This is a genomic window from Paraburkholderia phosphatilytica, from assembly GCF_003443895.1.
GTDB lineage: Bacteria > Pseudomonadota > Gammaproteobacteria > Burkholderiales > Burkholderiaceae > Paraburkholderia > Paraburkholderia phosphatilytica.
The window spans coordinates 41535-57547 of the sequence record NZ_QQOA01000021.1 but is presented as its reverse complement, the minus strand read 5'-3'; the positions used below and the strand labels follow the sequence as shown (position 1 = coordinate 57547).

The window sequence follows — 16013 nt, the reverse complement described above, 5'->3', positions numbered from 1 at the left end:
TTACGCGATGCAGCCGCGTCCGCCGCGCTTACTGCTTCTCGATCTGGCCGCGAATCTCGCCGCCCGGGTTCTTCGCGGTGTGCACGTTGAAGTAGTAGTTGCCGTCCATCAGCTCCTTGGCCTGCGCATCGGTCAAGGTTGCCGTGCCTTCGATCGGGCTCGCGACCTTGTCCTTCGGCACCGGCACCACCACGCCCGCGTTCTTGCCGGCAGGCGCCGGGCCATGGATGTGCGCCATCGTCGCGGGGCCGCTCAGGCCGCTATAGGTGGCCTTGTACTGCAGCTGTTTCGTCGCGGTGTCGAAGGTGGCCGTGAACTGGCCGGTGCCCGGGCTGTCCTTCGGCGGCACTTCGCTCGATGCCTTCAGATCGGCGCTGAAATTCACCGTGTCGGCGAATGCCAGCGCGGGCGCTGCGAGCGAGAGGGAGACGGTGACGATGGCGAGTGTTCTTGTCAGGTTCATGGATGTCTTCCGAAAGTGATGGGCTTCCCGACCAGTCTGTCCGACCCGTTGCGACGGTCGGGACGGCTGCATGTCGTGCGACGGCGCATGCGCTTACCAGCATAGTCGTTCGCGCGCGTCACCACACAGAACGCTTCGCCGCACGGTTTATTCCGTCGGTGTGCCGTGGGCACGCTGCCGCAACGCAGCATCTTTGCCGTCGTCGATGAAATTTCGATGTCGCGTTGCATCCGGCCGGCGGCGACGTCCGTATCCGGTGTGAAGCGGCGCCTGCGTCGCACGGATTCCGAACGAGGAGCCTGATCGATGAGCGTTTCCCCGCCCCGACCGGTACAGCGCACGTCGCTGGCCGATGCGTCTGGCATTGCGCACAGCGGCGATCCGCGCGCGATGAACGGCTCGCGCGAAGGCTGGCTGATCCGCGCGTGCGAACGAGGTCTGCTGCCCGACGCGTTGATTCGCGTGGGCATGCGCGCATTGATGCGTCAGCGGCTGCGCGACGGACACGCGCGCGATGGCGAGCGCCGTGCCGAAGCGCTGGCGCAACTCGTCGCCGAACTGCGCGCGAGTCCGATCGCGATCGATACGCAGGCCGCGAACGCGCAGCATTACGAGTTGCCGAACACGTTCTTTGCCGCGCATCTCGGTCCGCATCTGAAGTACTCGTGCGGCTACTATCCGCGCGGCGACGAAACGCTCGCCGACGGCGAGAACGCAATGCTCGAACTCTATGCGCAGCGCGCCGGACTCGCGGACGGACAGCGCGTGCTCGATCTCGGCTGCGGCTGGGGTTCGCTGTCGCTGTGGCTCGCGGCGCGCTACCCGCGTTCGCAGGTCGTCGCGCTGTCGAACTCCGCGCAGCAACGCGCGTTCATCGAGGCGCGCTGCAAAGAGCGTGGGCTGCTCAATCTGCGTGTGCTGACCGGCAACATCGTCGACTTCGAATTCGCGGGCGAACTGGTTTCGCTGGGGGGTGAACAGCGCGGCGAACACGGTTTCGATCGCGTGCTGTCGATCGAGATGTTCGAGCACATGAAGCACTACGGACTGCTGCTCGCGAAGATCGCGCGCTGGCTTGCCGACGACGGCAAGCTGTTCGTCCATCTGTTCGCGCATCCGACGCTCGCGTATCACTTCGAGAACCGCGATGGCACCGACTGGATGTCGCGCTATTTCTTCACCGGCGGCACGATGCCGTCGGCTGCGCTGCTGCTGCACTTCCAGGACGATCTGCGCGTGACGCGCGAATGGTGGGTGAACGGCCGTCACTATGCGCGTACCGCGGACCAGTGGTTAGCGTCGCTCGATGCGGCGCGCGAACGCGTGTTGCCGCTCTTCGTCGAGACCTATGGTGCACGTGACGCGGCTCGCTGGTTCCAGCGCTGGCGGATGTTCTACATGGCGGTGGCGGAACTGTTCGGCTATGCGGGCGGCAGCGAATGGGGCGTCGCGCATTATCTGTTCGAGCGGCGCGCATGAATACGCTGCGCACGCTGTTGCTGATCGTCGCGCTCGGTCTGCTGGCCGCATGCTCGAATGAACCGCCGAATCCGAATCCGCGCGCAGCGGTGCCGCTGCAGCCGGCGCCGGTCGATCTGCCGCGTTACATGGGCCGCTGGTACATCGTCGCGCTGATTCCGTACTTCGCCGAGAAGGACATGGTCGGGTCGTACGCGCAATGGACGCTGCGCGACGACGGCAAGATCGACGACCAGTATTTCGGCCGCAGGAAGACGTTCGACTCTGCCCTCAAGCACTACCGCTTCACCGACACACCAGTGCCCGGCACAGGTAACGGCGAGTGGCGCGTGCGCGTGATCTGGCCGATCACCGTCACGCAGCTGACCGTCTATGTCGACCCCGACTATCGCTACACGCTGATCGGCTATCCGGGCAAGACGCTCGGCTGGGTGTTCTCGCGCGACCCGCACATGGACGACGCGACCTACCGGTCGCTGCTCGCGCGTTTCGATGCGATGGGCTACGACACGTCGCGTTTTCGCCGCGTGCCGCAGACCCCGGACGAGATCGGCAAACCCGGCTTTGAGACGATCGGCCACTAGCTCGCGTGAATAATCAGGATACCTTCAGGTATGGATGATATGCGGGAACAACAACGCGTACTGGACGCGCAACGCTCCGGCCAGCGCATCGCCGTGATCGGCGCTGGCATTGCGGGGCTCGCGAGCGCGTGGCTGCTGTCGCGCTGCCACCAGGTGACGCTGTTCGAAGCCGCGCATTACCTCGGCGGCCATACGAATACCGTCGATGTCGAGCTGGACGGGCATCGGCATCCGGTCGACACAGGTTTTCTCGTGTTCAACGACCGCACCTATCCGAATCTCGTCGCGATGTTCGACGAGCTGGGGGTGAAGGCGCACGCGAGCGAGATGTCGTTTTCCGTATCGCTCGACGAAGGGCGGCTCGAATGGGCCGGCACGAATCTGAACACGGTGTTCGCGCAGCGGCGCAACGCGTTCTCGCCGAGTTTTCTCGGCATGCTGCGCGACATCCTGCGCTTCAATACGGCCGCGCCGGCGCATCTCGCGTATGCATCGGCGAGCGGCTGCTCGGTTGGCGAGCTGCTCGCCGGCGGCGGCTATGGCGCGCCGTTTCGCGAGCACTATCTGCTGCCGATGGCCGCGGCGATCTGGTCGAGCGCCGCGAACGACATCCTGCATTTTCCGGCCGCGACGTTCCTGCGCTTCTGCATCAACCATGCGCTGCTGCAGGTGAACCGTCGGCCGCAATGGAAGACCGTCGAAGGCGGCGCGCGTGACTACGTGCGGCGGATCGCAGCGCGGCTCGACGACGTGCGTCTCGCGGCACCGGTGCTTGGCGTGCGTCGCGATGCCCACGGCGTGACGGTGCGCACCGCCAAAGCCGGCGTGGAACGCTTCGACGCGGTCGTGCTCGCGACGCACGCGCCCGTGAGCCTGAAGCTGCTCGACGACGCGGACGCCGACGAGGCGGCGCTGCTCGGCGCGGTGCGCTATCAACCGAACGTCGCGGTGCTGCATACGGACACTGCGTTGCTGCCGCGCCGCCGGCGCGTGTGGTCCGCGTGGAACTATCTGGGCGGCTGGCGCGGCGGTGTGCCGACCATGCCGGCGGCGCGCGACGGCGATGTGCGGCCGGTCTGCGTCAGCTATCTGGTGAACCAGTTGCAGCCGCTGCCGTTCCGCACGCCGGTCGTCGTCACGCTGAATCCGATCGCGCAGCCGACGCCCGGCACCGAGATCGACCGCTTTCGTTACGAGCATCCGCTGTTCGATCTTGCGGCCGTCGCGGCGCAGCAGCGCGTACCCGGTCTTCAGGGACGGCGCCGCACCTGGTATGCGGGCGCGTGGACCGGCTACGGGTTCCACGAAGACGGGCTGAAATCGGCGCTGCGCGTGGCGGCGGACTTCGGCGTATTGCCGGGTTGGGCGAGGCTATGAGCGGGCGGACCGTTCGCGATGGTGTGGGTGATGCCGCTCGCGATGGCCGCGGTGACACGGATGGCGCGGACGGCGCGCGGTCAGCAACTGCGCGTGACGGTCGCGCAGCATTCGCCGATACGCTTGCGTGGCTCCTGACCGGCCGCGTGATGCACGAACGGCTGCGGCCCGTGCGTCATCGCTTCACCTATCCGGTGTTCTGCGTGCGCTGCGATCTGGCGCGGCTGTCGTCGTTGCGACGCTGGTGGTTCGGCATCGATCGCTGGGCGCCGCTCGGTCTGCGCCTCTGCGACCATGGCGCCTGCGATGGCGGCGATCTGCAGCGGTGGATGCGCGACGAACTCGCGAGAGCCGGCATTCCTGCTGACGGCGCAATCTGGCTGCAGACGATGCCGCGCATCTTCGGTTACGCGTTCAATCCGGTCAGTTTCTGGTTCTGTCATGACCGCGACGGCCAGCTGCGCGCGCTGCTCGCCGAGGTGCGCAACACGTTCGGCGCGCGGCATTCGTATCTGCTGAGCGCACCCGGCCACGCGCCGATCGACGCCGATACCGAACTGACGTGCCGCAAGACGTTTCACGTATCGCCGTTCTGCCGGGTCGAGGGTTCGTATGCGTTCAGGGTGCGCGAGCAGGGCGCGCATGTGTCCGTGACGATCGATTATCGCGATCGCGACGGCCTCCTGATCCGCACGGCGATCGGCACGAAGGCGGCGCCGCTGACCGGTGCGCGCGCGCTGCTCGCGTTGCTGCGGCAACCGTGGATGACGGTGGCGGTGGTCATGTGGATTCATTGGGAGGCGCTGCGGCTGCTGATGAAGCGGGTGCCGTTTCTCGGCCGGAAGCCGGGGGTGGAATGAAGGATCGCGCAGTGAGCCAAGCAGTGAGCCAGGCAGTGAACCGCGCAGTGAGCTGTTCAGTGAACCTTCAGTGAACTGCTCAGTGAGCCGTTAGTGAATCGTTCAGTGAACCGCGCATTGAACCGCGCTCAGCAGAAATTCCTCGACACGGTCGTCAAACCGCCGAGCAGATGCGACAGATCGACGAGCCGCTGCGCGACGAGGTGGCGCACCTCGCCTTCGCGCTGCCACTTGCCGTACACCGCGAGCAGCGACGCGCCGAGCGTTTCCTTGCGCTGCCGCTCGAGCAGCTTCGGCCAGATGATCACGTTGACGTTGCCGGTTTCGTCTTCGATCGTGATGAAGATCACGCCTTTCGCGGTGCCGGGCCGCTGCCGCACCGTCACGATGCCGCAGGCGCGCGCGAGCTGGCCGTTGCGGTAAGCGCGCAGTGTGGCGGCGGGCATCAGCCGCCGCGTGGCGAGCTCCGGCCGCAGCAGCTCCACCGGATGCCGGCCGAGCGTGAGCCCCACCGAACGATAATCGCCGACCACGTCTTCCGCCTCGGATGGCGCGCCGAGCATCGGCGTTTCGTCGACGATCCGGGCGGGCGCAAGCATGTCCTTGTCCGGCAGCGCGTCGGCCGCATGCCAGAGCGCCTCCCGGCGATTGCCGGCAAGCGCTTCGAGCGCGTTCGCGCCGGCGAGCACCTGCAGGTCGTGCCGGTCGAGCTGCGCGCGGCGCGCGAGATCGATCACGCTCGAAAAAGGCCGCACCGCACGCGCGTTTTCGATCCGCCCGGCCGCGCCGTCGCGCATGCCGCGCAGGAGCGACAGGCCGAGACGCACCGCGGGGCGCGGGGTTTCGGTCACCGCTTCGGTCATCGCCTCTGTCACCACTGCGTCCACGGATTCGTCCATCGCTTCAGCCACATATTCGAGCGACGAATCCCAGCCGCTTGTCGTCACGTCCACTGGCAGGATCCGCACGTGGTGCCGCTGCGCGTCCTGCACGAGCTGCGACGGCGAGTAGAAGCCCATCGGCTGGCTGTTGAGCATCGCCGCGAGAAAGGCCTCGGGCTCGTGACACTTGAGCCAGCTGCTCACATAGACGAGCAGCGCGAAGCTCGCCGCATGGCTTTCCGGAAAGCCGTATTCGCCGAAGCCCTTGATCTGCTCGTAGATCGCCTCGGCGAAACCGCGTTCGTAGCCGCGCTCCTGCATGCCGAGGACGATGCGGTCGTAGTACTTCTGCAGCGTGCCCTTGCGTTTCCACGCGGCCATCGCGCGGCGCAGTTCGTCGGCCTCGCCGGGCGTGAAGCCGGCCGCGATCATCGCGATCTGCATCACCTGTTCCTGGAAGATCGGCACGCCCAGCGTGCGTTCGAGCGCGACGCGCAACGCTTCCTTCGGATACGACACCGGTTCGAGCTTCTGCCGCCGCCGCAGATACGGATGCACCGCGCCGCCCTGGATCGGCCCCGGCCGCACGATCGCGACTTCGATCACGAGGTCGTAGAACTTCCGCGGCTTGAGCCGCGGCAGCATCGACATCTGCGCGCGCGACTCGATCTGGAACACGCCGATCGTATCGGCGCGCGAGATCATGTCGTACGTGGCTTCGTCTTCAGCCGGAATGTCCTGCATCGTGAAGCGCTCGCCGCGCCGCTCCGAAACGAGATCGAGCGTGCGCCGGATGGCCGACAGCATGCCGAGCGCGAGCACGTCGATCTTCAGGAGACCGAGCGATTCGAGATCGTCCTTGTCCCACTGGATCACGCTGCGCTCGGGCATCGCGGCGTTTTCCACCGGCACGAGCCGCGTGAGCTTGCCGCGGCTGATCACGAAACCGCCCGAGTGCTGCGACAGATGCCGCGGAAAGCCGAGCAGTTGCGACGCGAACTGCGCCCACGCGTGGATCAGCGGCGTATCCGGATCGAGCCCGGACTCGCGGAAGCGTTCCAGCAGATCGTGGCTCGTATCGAACCAGTGGTGCGTTTTCGCGACCGCATCGACGATCTGCGGGTCGACGCCGAGCGCCTTGCCGGTTTCGCGCAGCGCGCCGCGCGGCCGGTAGGTGGACACCGCCGCGGCGATCGCCGCGCGGTCGCGCCCGTACTTCCGGTAGATGTACTGGATCACTTCCTCGCGCCGCTGGTGCTCGAAGTCGACGTCGATGTCGGGCGGCTCGCCGCGCTCCTTGCTGATGAAGCGCTCGAACAGCAGGTTGCCGCGCGCCGGGTCGACCTCGGTCACGCCGAGGCAGTAGCAGACCGCCGAGTTCGCCGCCGAGCCGCGCCCCTGACACAGGATGTGCTGGCTGCGCGCGTAGCGGACGATGTCGTAGACGGTCAGGAAGTACGGCTCGTATTTCATCTCGCCGATCAGCGCGAGTTCGTGCTCGACCTGCTGCTGCACCTGATACGGGACGCCGCCGGGAAAGCGCTGCTGCGCGCCGATCCATGTTTCCTGACGCAGATACGACGCGGGTGTGAAGCCCGGCGGCACGAGCTCGTCCGGATATTCGTACTTCAGTTCGTCGAGCGAAAAGGTGCAGTGCGCGAGGAGGTTGGTGGTTTCGACGATGGCGTTGTCCGGATACAGGTTCGCGATGCGCAGCCGCGAACGCAGATGCTGCTCGGCATTCGGCGCGAGGTCGTAGCCGCACTCGTGTACCGGGCGGCCGACGCGGATCGCGGTGAGCGTGTCCTGCAGCGGCTTGCGCGAGCGCACGTGCATCACGACGTGACCCAGCGCGACGACCGGTACGCCGCGTTCGTCCGCCACGTATTCGACCGCGCCGCGATGGATGTCGTCCATCGCGCGCTGATGCAGCACGAGCCCGCACCACGCGCGGCCCGGAAAGGTGGCGTCGAGCCATTCGAGCTGCGGGTCGAGCTGCGCTTCCTGCGCCGGAAAATCCGGCACGAGGATCGCGATGCAGTCGGGCATGCCGCGCAGATGCGCGTTCTCGCGATCGGGCCGCGACAGGTCCTGCGGCGCCAGCCGGTACTCGCCTTTCGGCGCGCGGGAGCGGGCGAGTGTGATCAGTTCGGAGAGGTTGCCGTAGCCCTCGCGGTTCTGCGCGAGCAGGACGAGCCCGAAGGCCGGCGAGCCGTCGACGTTCGTGAGCCGGAAATACGAGCCGATCACGAGTGGCAGGCTGTGCTTCCTTGCCGCGACGTGCGCGCGCACGACACCGGCGAGCGAGCATTCGTCGGTGATCGCGAGGCCCGCGTAGCCGAGCTGCGCCGCGCGTTCGGCCAGTTCCTCGGCATGCGACGCGCCATGCAGGAACGAGAAATTCGACTGGCAGAACAGCTCCGCGTACGCGGGTAACAGGTTGATCGAGGTTTCCATGGCCGCTCACCCGAACAGCCCGTGCAGGAAGCAGCGTGAAGGGCTGTCCGCGTCGCGGCTGCTGACGCGCTCGAAGTAGATCCAGTAGCAGGATTGATCGTTCGCCTGGGCGACGAAGTAGTCGCGCGTGACGAGCTGACCGTCGAACCAGCCCGCTTCGATGCGTTCGCCGGGCGACACGATTTTCAGCATCGAGCCGTAGAACGGCCGGTCCTGGCGCATCAGCAGCTGCAGCGGTTTCGCCAGCAGCCAGACGGGACGCGGCAGGCCGGGCGGCAGCGCGGCCGCCTTCGTGGTGGAGCCGACCGGCAGCCAGCGGTTCGCGACCTCGGGACGATGGTCCGCGTCCGGCACGGCGCGCAGCACGTTGTCAGGGCCGAGCCGCGCGACCAGCAGCTCGATGAGCCGCGCGTGGTCTTCGGGCGAGCCGCCGGGTTCGGTGAAGAGCGAATCGGACACCGGCGCGGCCGGCTGCACGCGCGAAGCCTCGAGCCGCAGCGCGATCATCGGCGCGCCCAGTTCGATGCGCGCGAGCTGCTCGCGCACGAGCCGCAGCAGATGCGTGTCCCGCCACGTCGCCTCGCCGAGCGCGATGACGAGTGGCGTCGGTTCGATCGCCTGGCGGCCGCGCTCGTGTTCCAGCAGGAGCGTGATGCCGGTGGTGGCGAGCTGTTTCGCGCACAGCCAGCCGCACAGCTGCACGATCAGCCGGTGCGCGACGAAGAGCGCGCCTTCCGCGTGCTCGATACGGTCCGGCAGTTCGATGCGCGCGGCAAACGACGGCGGCAGCTCCAGCCAGTCGAAGATTTCCGGCGCGTTGCCGAACGCGCGGTCGAGCGAATCGAGCAGATGCTCGCCGCAGCGCCGTTGCAGGCCGGCGCGCGGCAGCCGGCGCAGGTCGGCGATCGTCGTGCAGCCGAGGCCCGTGAACCAGTCTTCGAACGGCTGCGCCTCGGGCACTGCGAAGAGCGGCAACGACGCGAGCGCGCGTTCGAGCGTGCCGAGCTTCAGCACGCGCCGCGCGCGCCGGCCCGCGCCGTAGCGCGCGAGCAGCCATGCGCCCTGGCCGGTGGGCGCCGCGCTGACCCGCGCGGTGAAACCCAGCGTGGCGAGCATGCTTTTCGCCTGCCGGCAGAGCGCGAGCAGGCCGCCGAACAGGCGCAGGCTCGCGCCGACCTCGACCAGCACCGTGGCCTCGTCCAGCAGCGCGACGTCCGGCGAGAAGCGCATCAGCGCGATGCCGGTTTCACGCAGCGCCGCATCCTCGCGGGCGGGGTCGCGTTCCAGCAGCCGCACTTCGGGCGCGAGCGTCAGCACGCCGCCGCGCTTCATGCCGGGCCGCACGCCCGCCGCGCGCGCAACTGGATCGGCGAGGTTCACCCGGTCTTTCTCGAGGATCACATAGCCGGGCTGCGCGGCTGGTTCTGTGGCTTGACCCGCGGCTTGTCCCACGGCTGGTTCCACGACGCCTTGCTGTTCCTGCTGCTGCTCGTGGTTCTGCTCCGGTGCCTGCACGTCCGGCCGCCGTGGCCGGGGATCAGCCGCGCGGTCATGCCGCCACCTCGGCCGGAAGACCTCGAGCTGCAACCGGGGCAGATGGACGGCGAGAAAGACGCGCATGACGGGAAAGCAGGACTGGCGTGGGTTGAAGAGGAACGGACACGGGTTCGGCGCGTAACGGACCTCGTCGCTTGACGATGCCGACGGAAAGGCCGTCGCCACCGGGGTGCAGCGCAAGCCGCAGCAGCGCGGGCGACGAGTCTTGCGCGGTGGCGAGCGGGCGGATCATCACGAACAGCGTTTCCGACGACTGCGCGGCGAGGTGCAGCCGCCGCAGCGACGACGGCTGCACCTGGCGCGCCCAGAACAGCAGTGCGCCGCAACTGCCGGCGCGCAGGATCTGCTCGGCGGACCACAGCGCATCCGCCGGCTTCGGCGCGTTGACGAGCAGCACCTGCGCGAGCGGCAGGCCGATGTAGCCGAGCCCCGGACCGTTGGGCAGATGGGGCGGCTGGACCAGCGCGATGGAACGCGTGCCGAGCTGGGCGAGCGCGGGCTGCAGGAGCCGCATTTCACCGACGCCCGGCTGCTGCACCAGCAGATCGACGAGCGCGCCGACCGGCCAGCCGCCGCCCGGCAGTTCCGCCGACAGCGCCGCGTAGCCGGTATCCAGCGTGCGGCTGCGCACGCGCGCGAGCTGCGACGCCCGCCACAGGGACGGGTGGATGGTTTCCGGCTGAAGCACGGCGGAGGCTGGGGCGGATGACAAGACGGGTAGCGCCGGGTTGTTACTGGATCGCGATTGCACAAAAAGCTGTATGGATATACAGTATCCTACACGGAATCGGCGGCTGTGAACTGAACCTTTTTTCGGAGCGTGAGCGATGGATATGCGGGTACTGCAAGCGGTCGTGCATCCCATGCCGGAGGTCGCGGCGTTCGTCGCGAATCTGAAGGCCGCGTTCGGCGAAGCGGAGATCGACGAAGCCATCCGCCGCGGCAAGGCCGGGGAGCCGGGCTTCTTTTACGCGGCGGAAAACGGCCGCTCGGTCGGCACGGCGAGTCCGCCGTCCGCGGCTGGCTGGCCGGCTGGAGATGGCGTGCGCAACCGCGCTTACTGTCACGGCTGCGACGGCTCGTGCGTCGGCAGGGAAGTGACGTGCCAGCGCTGAGCCGGCAGCACGAGATGAAGACGATACGAAAACGAGGAAACAGCACATGAAGGCAGCCACACTGGCATGCGCGCCGATCATCATGCTCGGTATGCTGGGCAGCGCACCGGCCGCGTATGCGGCGCATTACGTCGAGGTCTGGAATCCGCCGGAGGCCCGCGCGCATCCGCCGCTGCGCCATCCGGCGCCGGCGCGCCCGCACGTGTCCGCGCGGCTCACGGCCGGCCACGCGGTGCAAACCGATCGTCATGTCACCGCGCAGCGTACGGCCACGACGGCGGCGCTGTCCGCGTCGTCGGCAGCGCCGTCGGCATCGGCATCGCTGTCGTCGAGGCATCGTGCCGTGCTCGCGTGGCCGCCCGCCGTCATCCCCCGTCAGCCCGGGCCCGATGGGCGCGCGCTGCAGGTCTGAGCGGCGGTTCCGTCCATGAACATTCTGTGCGGCACCGCCGGCTGGGCCGACAAGTCGCTGATCGCGAGCCGGCGCTTCTATCCGCCGGGGTGTTCGAGCGCGGAGGCGCGGCTGCGCTATTACGCGTCGCAGTATCCGGTCGTCGAGGTCGATTCGAGCTACTACGCAATGCCCTCCGCGTCGAACTCGGCGCTCTGGATGGCGCGCACGCCGGAAAGCTTCACGTTCAACTTCAAGGCGTTTCGCCTGTTCAGCGGCCACCAGACCGAACGCCGGTCATTGCCGCCGGACATCTCCGCCGCTATCCCGGAAACCGGCAGCCCGCGGCTCTATTACCGCGACGTGCCGCCGGAGGTGCTCGACGAAATGTGGCGGCGCTATCGCGAGGCGCTGGAGCCTTTGCGGCAGGGCGGCAAGCTGGGGTTCGTGCTGCTGCAGCTCGCACCGTGGATCACTTCGTCTTCCGAAGGAAAGCGGCACGTCGAGGAATGCGCGGCGCGTCTCGAAGGTTTCACGGTCGCGGTCGAATTCCGCAACAGCTCGTGGCTGGGCGAACGGCAGGCGGACACCACGCTTGGCTGGCTCGAACAGCGTCGGCTCGTGCACGTGATCCTCGATGCGCCCGAGGGCGTGAAGGGGCGCGCGCATACCGTCTGGGCGGTCACGAATCCCGAGTTCGCGCTGGTGCGCCTGCATGGGCGCAATGCGGCGACGTGGCGCCCAACGGGCGCGACGCAGGCGTCGGCGCGCTTCGACTACGACTACAGCGAAGAGGAGCTGTCCGGGCTCGCGGTGCCGATCCGCGCGATCGCCGGCCGGGCGGCGAAGACGCACGTCATCTTCAACAACTGCTTCGAGGACCAGGGGCAGCGCAATGCGCGAACGTTGATGAGCCTGTTCGGTAACGGCGTGAGCGCGCCCATGTAGGCCGCTTATGTAGATCGCTTATGCAGCCCTTGCGGCGAGCGCATCGCGCACCGCGGCGATCACGCTGTCCCAATCGCCGAGCATCGGTTGCCTGAAGAGCCGCGCGCTCGGATACCACGGGCTGTCGGTGCGTTCGAGCAGCCAGCGCCAGCAGGTATCGAGGCGGTTCAGGATCCACACCGGCTTGTCCATCGCGCCGGCAAGATGAGCGACGGCTGTATCGACGGTGATCACCAGATCGAGGTTGTCGACGAACGCGGCGGTGTCCGCGAAGTCGGCGAACTCGTCCGTGTAATCCGTGATGCGCGCGGCCAGATCGGCCTGCTCGCTCAACTGCCGGGCCGCCGGGCCTTTCTGCAGGCTGTAGAAGCGCGCCCGCGGCACGTCGAGAACCGGCTTCAGCATCTCGAGCGCGATCGAGCGCCGCGCGTCGTTCTTCCGCAGTTCCGCGACGTGCGGACGGCTGCCGCCCGCCCATACGAGTCCGACCTTGATAGCGGAAGGCGCCGCGGGCAACGCCTCGTCGAGCCGCGCGGCCCAGTGCTGGGACGCGGCCGGGTCGGCATGGAGATAAGGCGTCGCGGCCGGGATGCCCGCAAGCTCCGTCCTGAATGCGAGCGGCAAGCTCAACAGCGGCGTGTGGCAATCGAAGTCCGGCAACGGCTGACCTTGCTCGATCAGCACCGAGACGCCGTCGAGCGCTGCGAGGAGCCGCATCAGTTCCGCCGGCACTTCGAGCACGACCTTCGCGCCTTTCGCCGCGACCAGCGCTGCATAGCGGCAGAACTGCAGCGTATCGCCGAGCCCCTGTTCGGCGTGCAGCAGGATCGTTTTGCCATCCAGCGGAAAATCGCCGAGCCATACAGGCTGCGCGAAACGGCGCTGCGATGCCTGGATCCGGTGACGCTGCCAGCGCCATTCGTATTCGCGCCAGCCTTCTTCGAGGCGCCCCATCTGCAGCAGGCACAGCGCGTGGTTCCAGTGCGCCTCGGCGAAGCTGGCATCGAGCGCGAGCGCGCGTTCGTACGACGCGAGCGCTTCGTCGTGTCGGTTCAGGTCCACGAGCGTGAGGCCCAGGTTGTTCCACGCGTCCGCCAGCGCGGGCGCGAATTCGATCGCGCGCTGGTAGCTCGCCTGCGCGTCGTCCGGACGGTTCAGGTCGCTCAGCGCGTTCGCGCGATTGCTCCACGCATCGGCGTAACCGGGCTGCAAGGCAATCGCCTGATCGCAGCTCGCGAGCGCATCGGCGGGGCGGCCCAGATCGCGCAGCACGCATGCGCGGTTGTTCCAGGCCTGCGCGAGCGCCGGCTGCAATGCGAGCGCCTGCTCGAAGCTCGCGAGCGCGTCTGTCGCGCGGTCGAGTCCGGCGAGCGCGTTGCCGCGGTTGTTCAGCGCGTCGACGAATTTCGGCTGCAAGGTCAGCGCGCGGTTCGCGCTCGCGAGGCCTTCGGTGAAGCGGCGTTGCGCGTTGTACGCATACGCGAGATTCGAGTGCAGCGGCGCCTGCATCCCGTTGATCGCGACGGCCTTTTTCAACAGCTCGATGCCTTCGTCGAGACGTCCCGCCTGCAGCGACAGCGCGCCGAGCAGCTGGATCGCATCGAAATGTTTTGGACGCAGCGCGAGGATCTCGCGATACATGTCTTCGGCTTCGGCGTAGGCGCCGTTCTGCTGCATCGTGACGGCTTCGCGCAGCATCGTGTCGAGCTGGCGCTGCGGGTTGGCTGTTTTACTCATCAGGCGTCAGGTGGCCGGCTCATTCATCCGCGTGCGTTGCGGCAGCGGATGAAGCTTGGCGGAATACGGAACGTCATAACAACGACGATGACACCAATTATCGCCGAGTCGCGAGATCACCGTCGCGCGCTAACCCCACCGCGGCAACACGCCATCGCAGGCACGTCGTCACGCATCGCGCTTCGGCCGCCGCACCGCGCGCACCTTGCCGCTCGTGCCGCCGCCGCAGAAGAACTGGTCGTGGCCATCGGACTCGAGCCCCGACACGCCGATGCCCGCCGGCATGTCGATCTGCTCCAGCACCTCGCCCGTGCGTGGATCGATGTGTCGCAGATCGCTTTCGTCGCCTTCCCAGGTGCCGTGCCAGAGTTCGCCGTCGACCCACGTGACACCGGTCACGAACCGGCTCGTCTCGATGCTCCGCAGGATCGCGCCAGTGTGCGGATCGACCTGATGGATTTTCCGTTCGCGGTACACCCCGACCCACAGCGAGCCCTCGGCCCACGCGAGCCCCGAATCGCCGCCGCCGCCGGGCGCCGGAATGGTGGCGAGCACGCGGCCCGTCTGCGGATCGATCTTGTGGATGCGATCCTCGGCGATCTGGAACAGGTGCCGGCCGTCGAAGGCCGTGCCGGCGTGCGCGGCGACGTCGATCGAGCGCAGCGTCTCGCCGCTCGCCGGATCGAGCGCCTCGATATGATCGCCGGCCGCGAACCAGACCCGGCTGCCGTCGTACGTGAGCCCGTGCACCTTGTCGACGCCGGGAAAGGGTCCGTATTCGCGAACGATGGTGGCTGCGGAGCGCTTCATGTCTTCATCCTCACGTAATGAACGGTCGATGAACCCATCCTAATCGCCCGGCAGCGGCGCCGGGAGTAACAAGGTGGTCGCGAATCCGGGCACAGGCGGCGTCGTCCAGCGGCGCGCGCGTCCGTAGCCGAACGACTGCACCTTGTCGTCGGCCGCGAGCGCGTCGAGCGCGCGTTGCACCGTGCGCTGGCTCGCGCCGAGCGCCAGCGCGAGCGCCGAACTCGACCACGATTCGCCGTCCGCGAGGAACGCGAGCACCGCCGCGTGCTTCTCTTCGACGGGCCGCGCGAGCACCGCCACCTCGCTCGCATCGAACGGCACGAGCGCGAAACCCTGCTTCGTCGCGTCGACGTTCGCGAGCGTCGACAGCAGCGAGCGCAGCCGGCCGATCTCGACACGCAGCCGCGCGCGATGCGTGTCGTCCGCGTGCTTCGTGCGGAAGGCCCGCGCGATCAGCGTGTCGCGCGGCACGTCGTCGGGCCATGCTTCGGCGAGCGCGCGGGCCAGTTCGAACAGCACCGGGCGCGTCGCGAGCGACACCGTCGTGTTGCCGTCGCGCACCACATGCCGGCACGCATCCACGACGAACGCCTTCGATGCCAGCAGCGCTTCCACGTCCTCGAGCAGCATGGGGCGCTCGTGACCGCGCACGATCAGCCGGGCGGCCGGCGCATCGAGCAGGCGCGCCGCGTGGTCGATTTCCGCGGTCAATGCCGCGATGCCGGCCTGCCGCGCCGCGCGTGCGGCTTCGTCGAGCGCGGCGCGCGCCGTCGCGGTATGCAGACGCCGCATCGCGATGCCCGCGACGATCAGCGCGTGCGCGGCACGCAGCGCGGGTGGGAAGGGTGAAGGATCGAGACTCGCGAGCAGACGCTCGGCGTCGTCGAGCTTGCCGATCAGCAACAGACGGCGAATGTCGAGATAGCGTGCATGCGCGGCGTTCAGGTGATCGCCGTGCGCTTCGAGGGTCTGCCGCGCGGAATCGAGCGCCCTGGGCGGCCAGCCGAGGTCGCGCGACGCCAGCGCGATCTCGGCTTCGGCGACGACGCAGCGCGCGCGGGCCACGGTTTCGCGCGGGCCGAACGCGCGCGCGGCGCTGCGCAACAGCGCCTTCGCACGGGCCAGATCGCCGAGCTGCGCCATCGCGATGCCGCGCAGCGCGAGCGCGGGCGCATCGTCGCGCAGCGCGACGCGGTTCAGCGCGCCGAGCGGATCACCCGCGGCGAGCGCGCGCGCCGCGGCGGTGACCAGCGAGTCCATGCTCATCGGAATCCCGACACACTTGTCACTCCCCCCGGTTCGAAGCCCGCGCCTAATCTAACACGGTGCCAATACAGCACCGACACGGCGATCG

14 protein-coding genes are annotated in these 16013 nt (G+C 68.0%); 7 read left to right on the top strand and 7 right to left on the bottom strand.

Translation table 11 applies throughout. The features are described from left to right. Positions 1-28 precede the first annotated feature (28 nt). Positions 29-463 (bottom strand): CHRD domain-containing protein, encoded by a 435-nt coding sequence (locus tag DVS29_RS21790; RefSeq protein ID WP_118182568.1) that lies wholly within the window; start codon positions 461-463, stop codon positions 29-31. Between the two features lie 390 nt (positions 464-853). Here DVS29_RS21790 and DVS29_RS21785 point away from each other — a divergent pair, with 390 nt between their 5' ends. The 4 genes from DVS29_RS21785 (at position 854) to DVS29_RS21770 (ending at position 4763) form a co-directional block, all read left to right on the top strand. Next, complete coding sequence (locus tag DVS29_RS21785; protein WP_118182630.1) at positions 854-1942, top strand: SAM-dependent methyltransferase; 1089 nt, start codon at positions 854-856, stop codon at positions 1940-1942. Then, positions 1939-2526, top strand: a complete 588-nt coding sequence (locus DVS29_RS21780; RefSeq protein ID WP_118182567.1) for a lipocalin family protein — start codon at positions 1939-1941, stop codon at positions 2524-2526. The genes DVS29_RS21785 and DVS29_RS21780 overlap by 4 nt, the downstream gene beginning before the upstream one ends. A 30-nt stretch (positions 2527-2556) precedes the next feature. Further along, a complete protein-coding gene (locus DVS29_RS21775) occupies positions 2557-3903 on the top strand; it encodes an NAD(P)/FAD-dependent oxidoreductase (RefSeq protein ID WP_240655730.1) in 1347 nt (448 codons plus the stop codon). Positions 3904-4052: 149 nt separating this feature from the next. Then, complete coding sequence (locus DVS29_RS21770) at positions 4053-4763, top strand: DUF1365 domain-containing protein (RefSeq protein ID WP_240655734.1); 711 nt, start codon at positions 4053-4055, stop codon at positions 4761-4763. Between the two features lie 128 nt (positions 4764-4891). Here the strand turns inward: DVS29_RS21770 and DVS29_RS21765 are convergent, their stop codons facing one another. Genes DVS29_RS21765 through imuA form a run of 3 tightly spaced genes read right to left on the bottom strand, consistent with a single transcriptional unit; the run spans position 4892 to position 10346 of the window. Then, complete coding sequence (locus DVS29_RS21765) at positions 4892-8101, bottom strand: error-prone DNA polymerase (protein WP_118182565.1); 3210 nt, start codon at positions 8099-8101, stop codon at positions 4892-4894. A 6-nt stretch (positions 8102-8107) separates the two neighbouring features. Beyond that, the gene (locus DVS29_RS21760) at positions 8108-9721 is read right to left on the bottom strand and encodes a Y-family DNA polymerase (protein WP_420816152.1); all 1614 of its coding nucleotides are present in this window, start codon (positions 9719-9721) and stop codon (positions 8108-8110) included. Next, positions 9651-10346 (bottom strand): translesion DNA synthesis-associated protein ImuA, encoded by a 696-nt coding sequence (gene imuA, locus DVS29_RS21755; RefSeq protein WP_240655729.1) that lies wholly within the window; start codon positions 10344-10346, stop codon positions 9651-9653. The genes DVS29_RS21760 and imuA overlap by 71 nt, the downstream gene beginning before the upstream one ends. A 139-nt stretch (positions 10347-10485) precedes the next feature. Between imuA and DVS29_RS21750 the strand changes: the two genes are divergently transcribed. Genes DVS29_RS21750 through DVS29_RS21740 form a run of 3 tightly spaced genes read left to right on the top strand, consistent with a single transcriptional unit; the run spans position 10486 to position 12112 of the window. Continuing rightward, positions 10486-10773 carry a hypothetical protein gene (locus DVS29_RS21750; protein ID WP_118182564.1) on the top strand — a complete coding sequence of 96 codons (288 nt, stop codon included), beginning with the start codon at positions 10486-10488 and terminating at the stop codon, positions 10771-10773. Between the two features lie 46 nt (positions 10774-10819). Next, entirely contained in the window at positions 10820-11185 is a 366-nt protein-coding gene (locus tag DVS29_RS21745; protein ID WP_118182563.1) for a hypothetical protein, read from the top strand. A gap of 15 nt (positions 11186-11200) precedes the next feature. Then, positions 11201-12112 (top strand): DUF72 domain-containing protein, encoded by a 912-nt coding sequence (locus tag DVS29_RS21740; RefSeq protein ID WP_118182562.1) that lies wholly within the window; start codon positions 11201-11203, stop codon positions 12110-12112. Between the two features lie 18 nt (positions 12113-12130). Here DVS29_RS21740 and DVS29_RS21735 read toward each other — a convergent pair whose 3' ends face one another. The 3 genes from DVS29_RS21735 to DVS29_RS21725 form a co-directional block, all read right to left on the bottom strand. Beyond that, a complete protein-coding gene (locus DVS29_RS21735) occupies positions 12131-13849 on the bottom strand; it encodes a tetratricopeptide repeat protein (protein WP_118182561.1) in 1719 nt (572 codons plus the stop codon). A 168-nt stretch (positions 13850-14017) separates the two neighbouring features. Then, entirely contained in the window at positions 14018-14659 is a 642-nt protein-coding gene (locus DVS29_RS21730) for a Vgb family protein (protein ID WP_118182560.1), read from the bottom strand. Between the two features lie 39 nt (positions 14660-14698). Then, entirely contained in the window at positions 14699-15919 is a 1221-nt protein-coding gene (locus DVS29_RS21725; RefSeq protein ID WP_118182626.1) for a helix-turn-helix domain-containing protein, read from the bottom strand. Between the last annotated feature and the right edge of the window lie 94 nt (positions 15920-16013).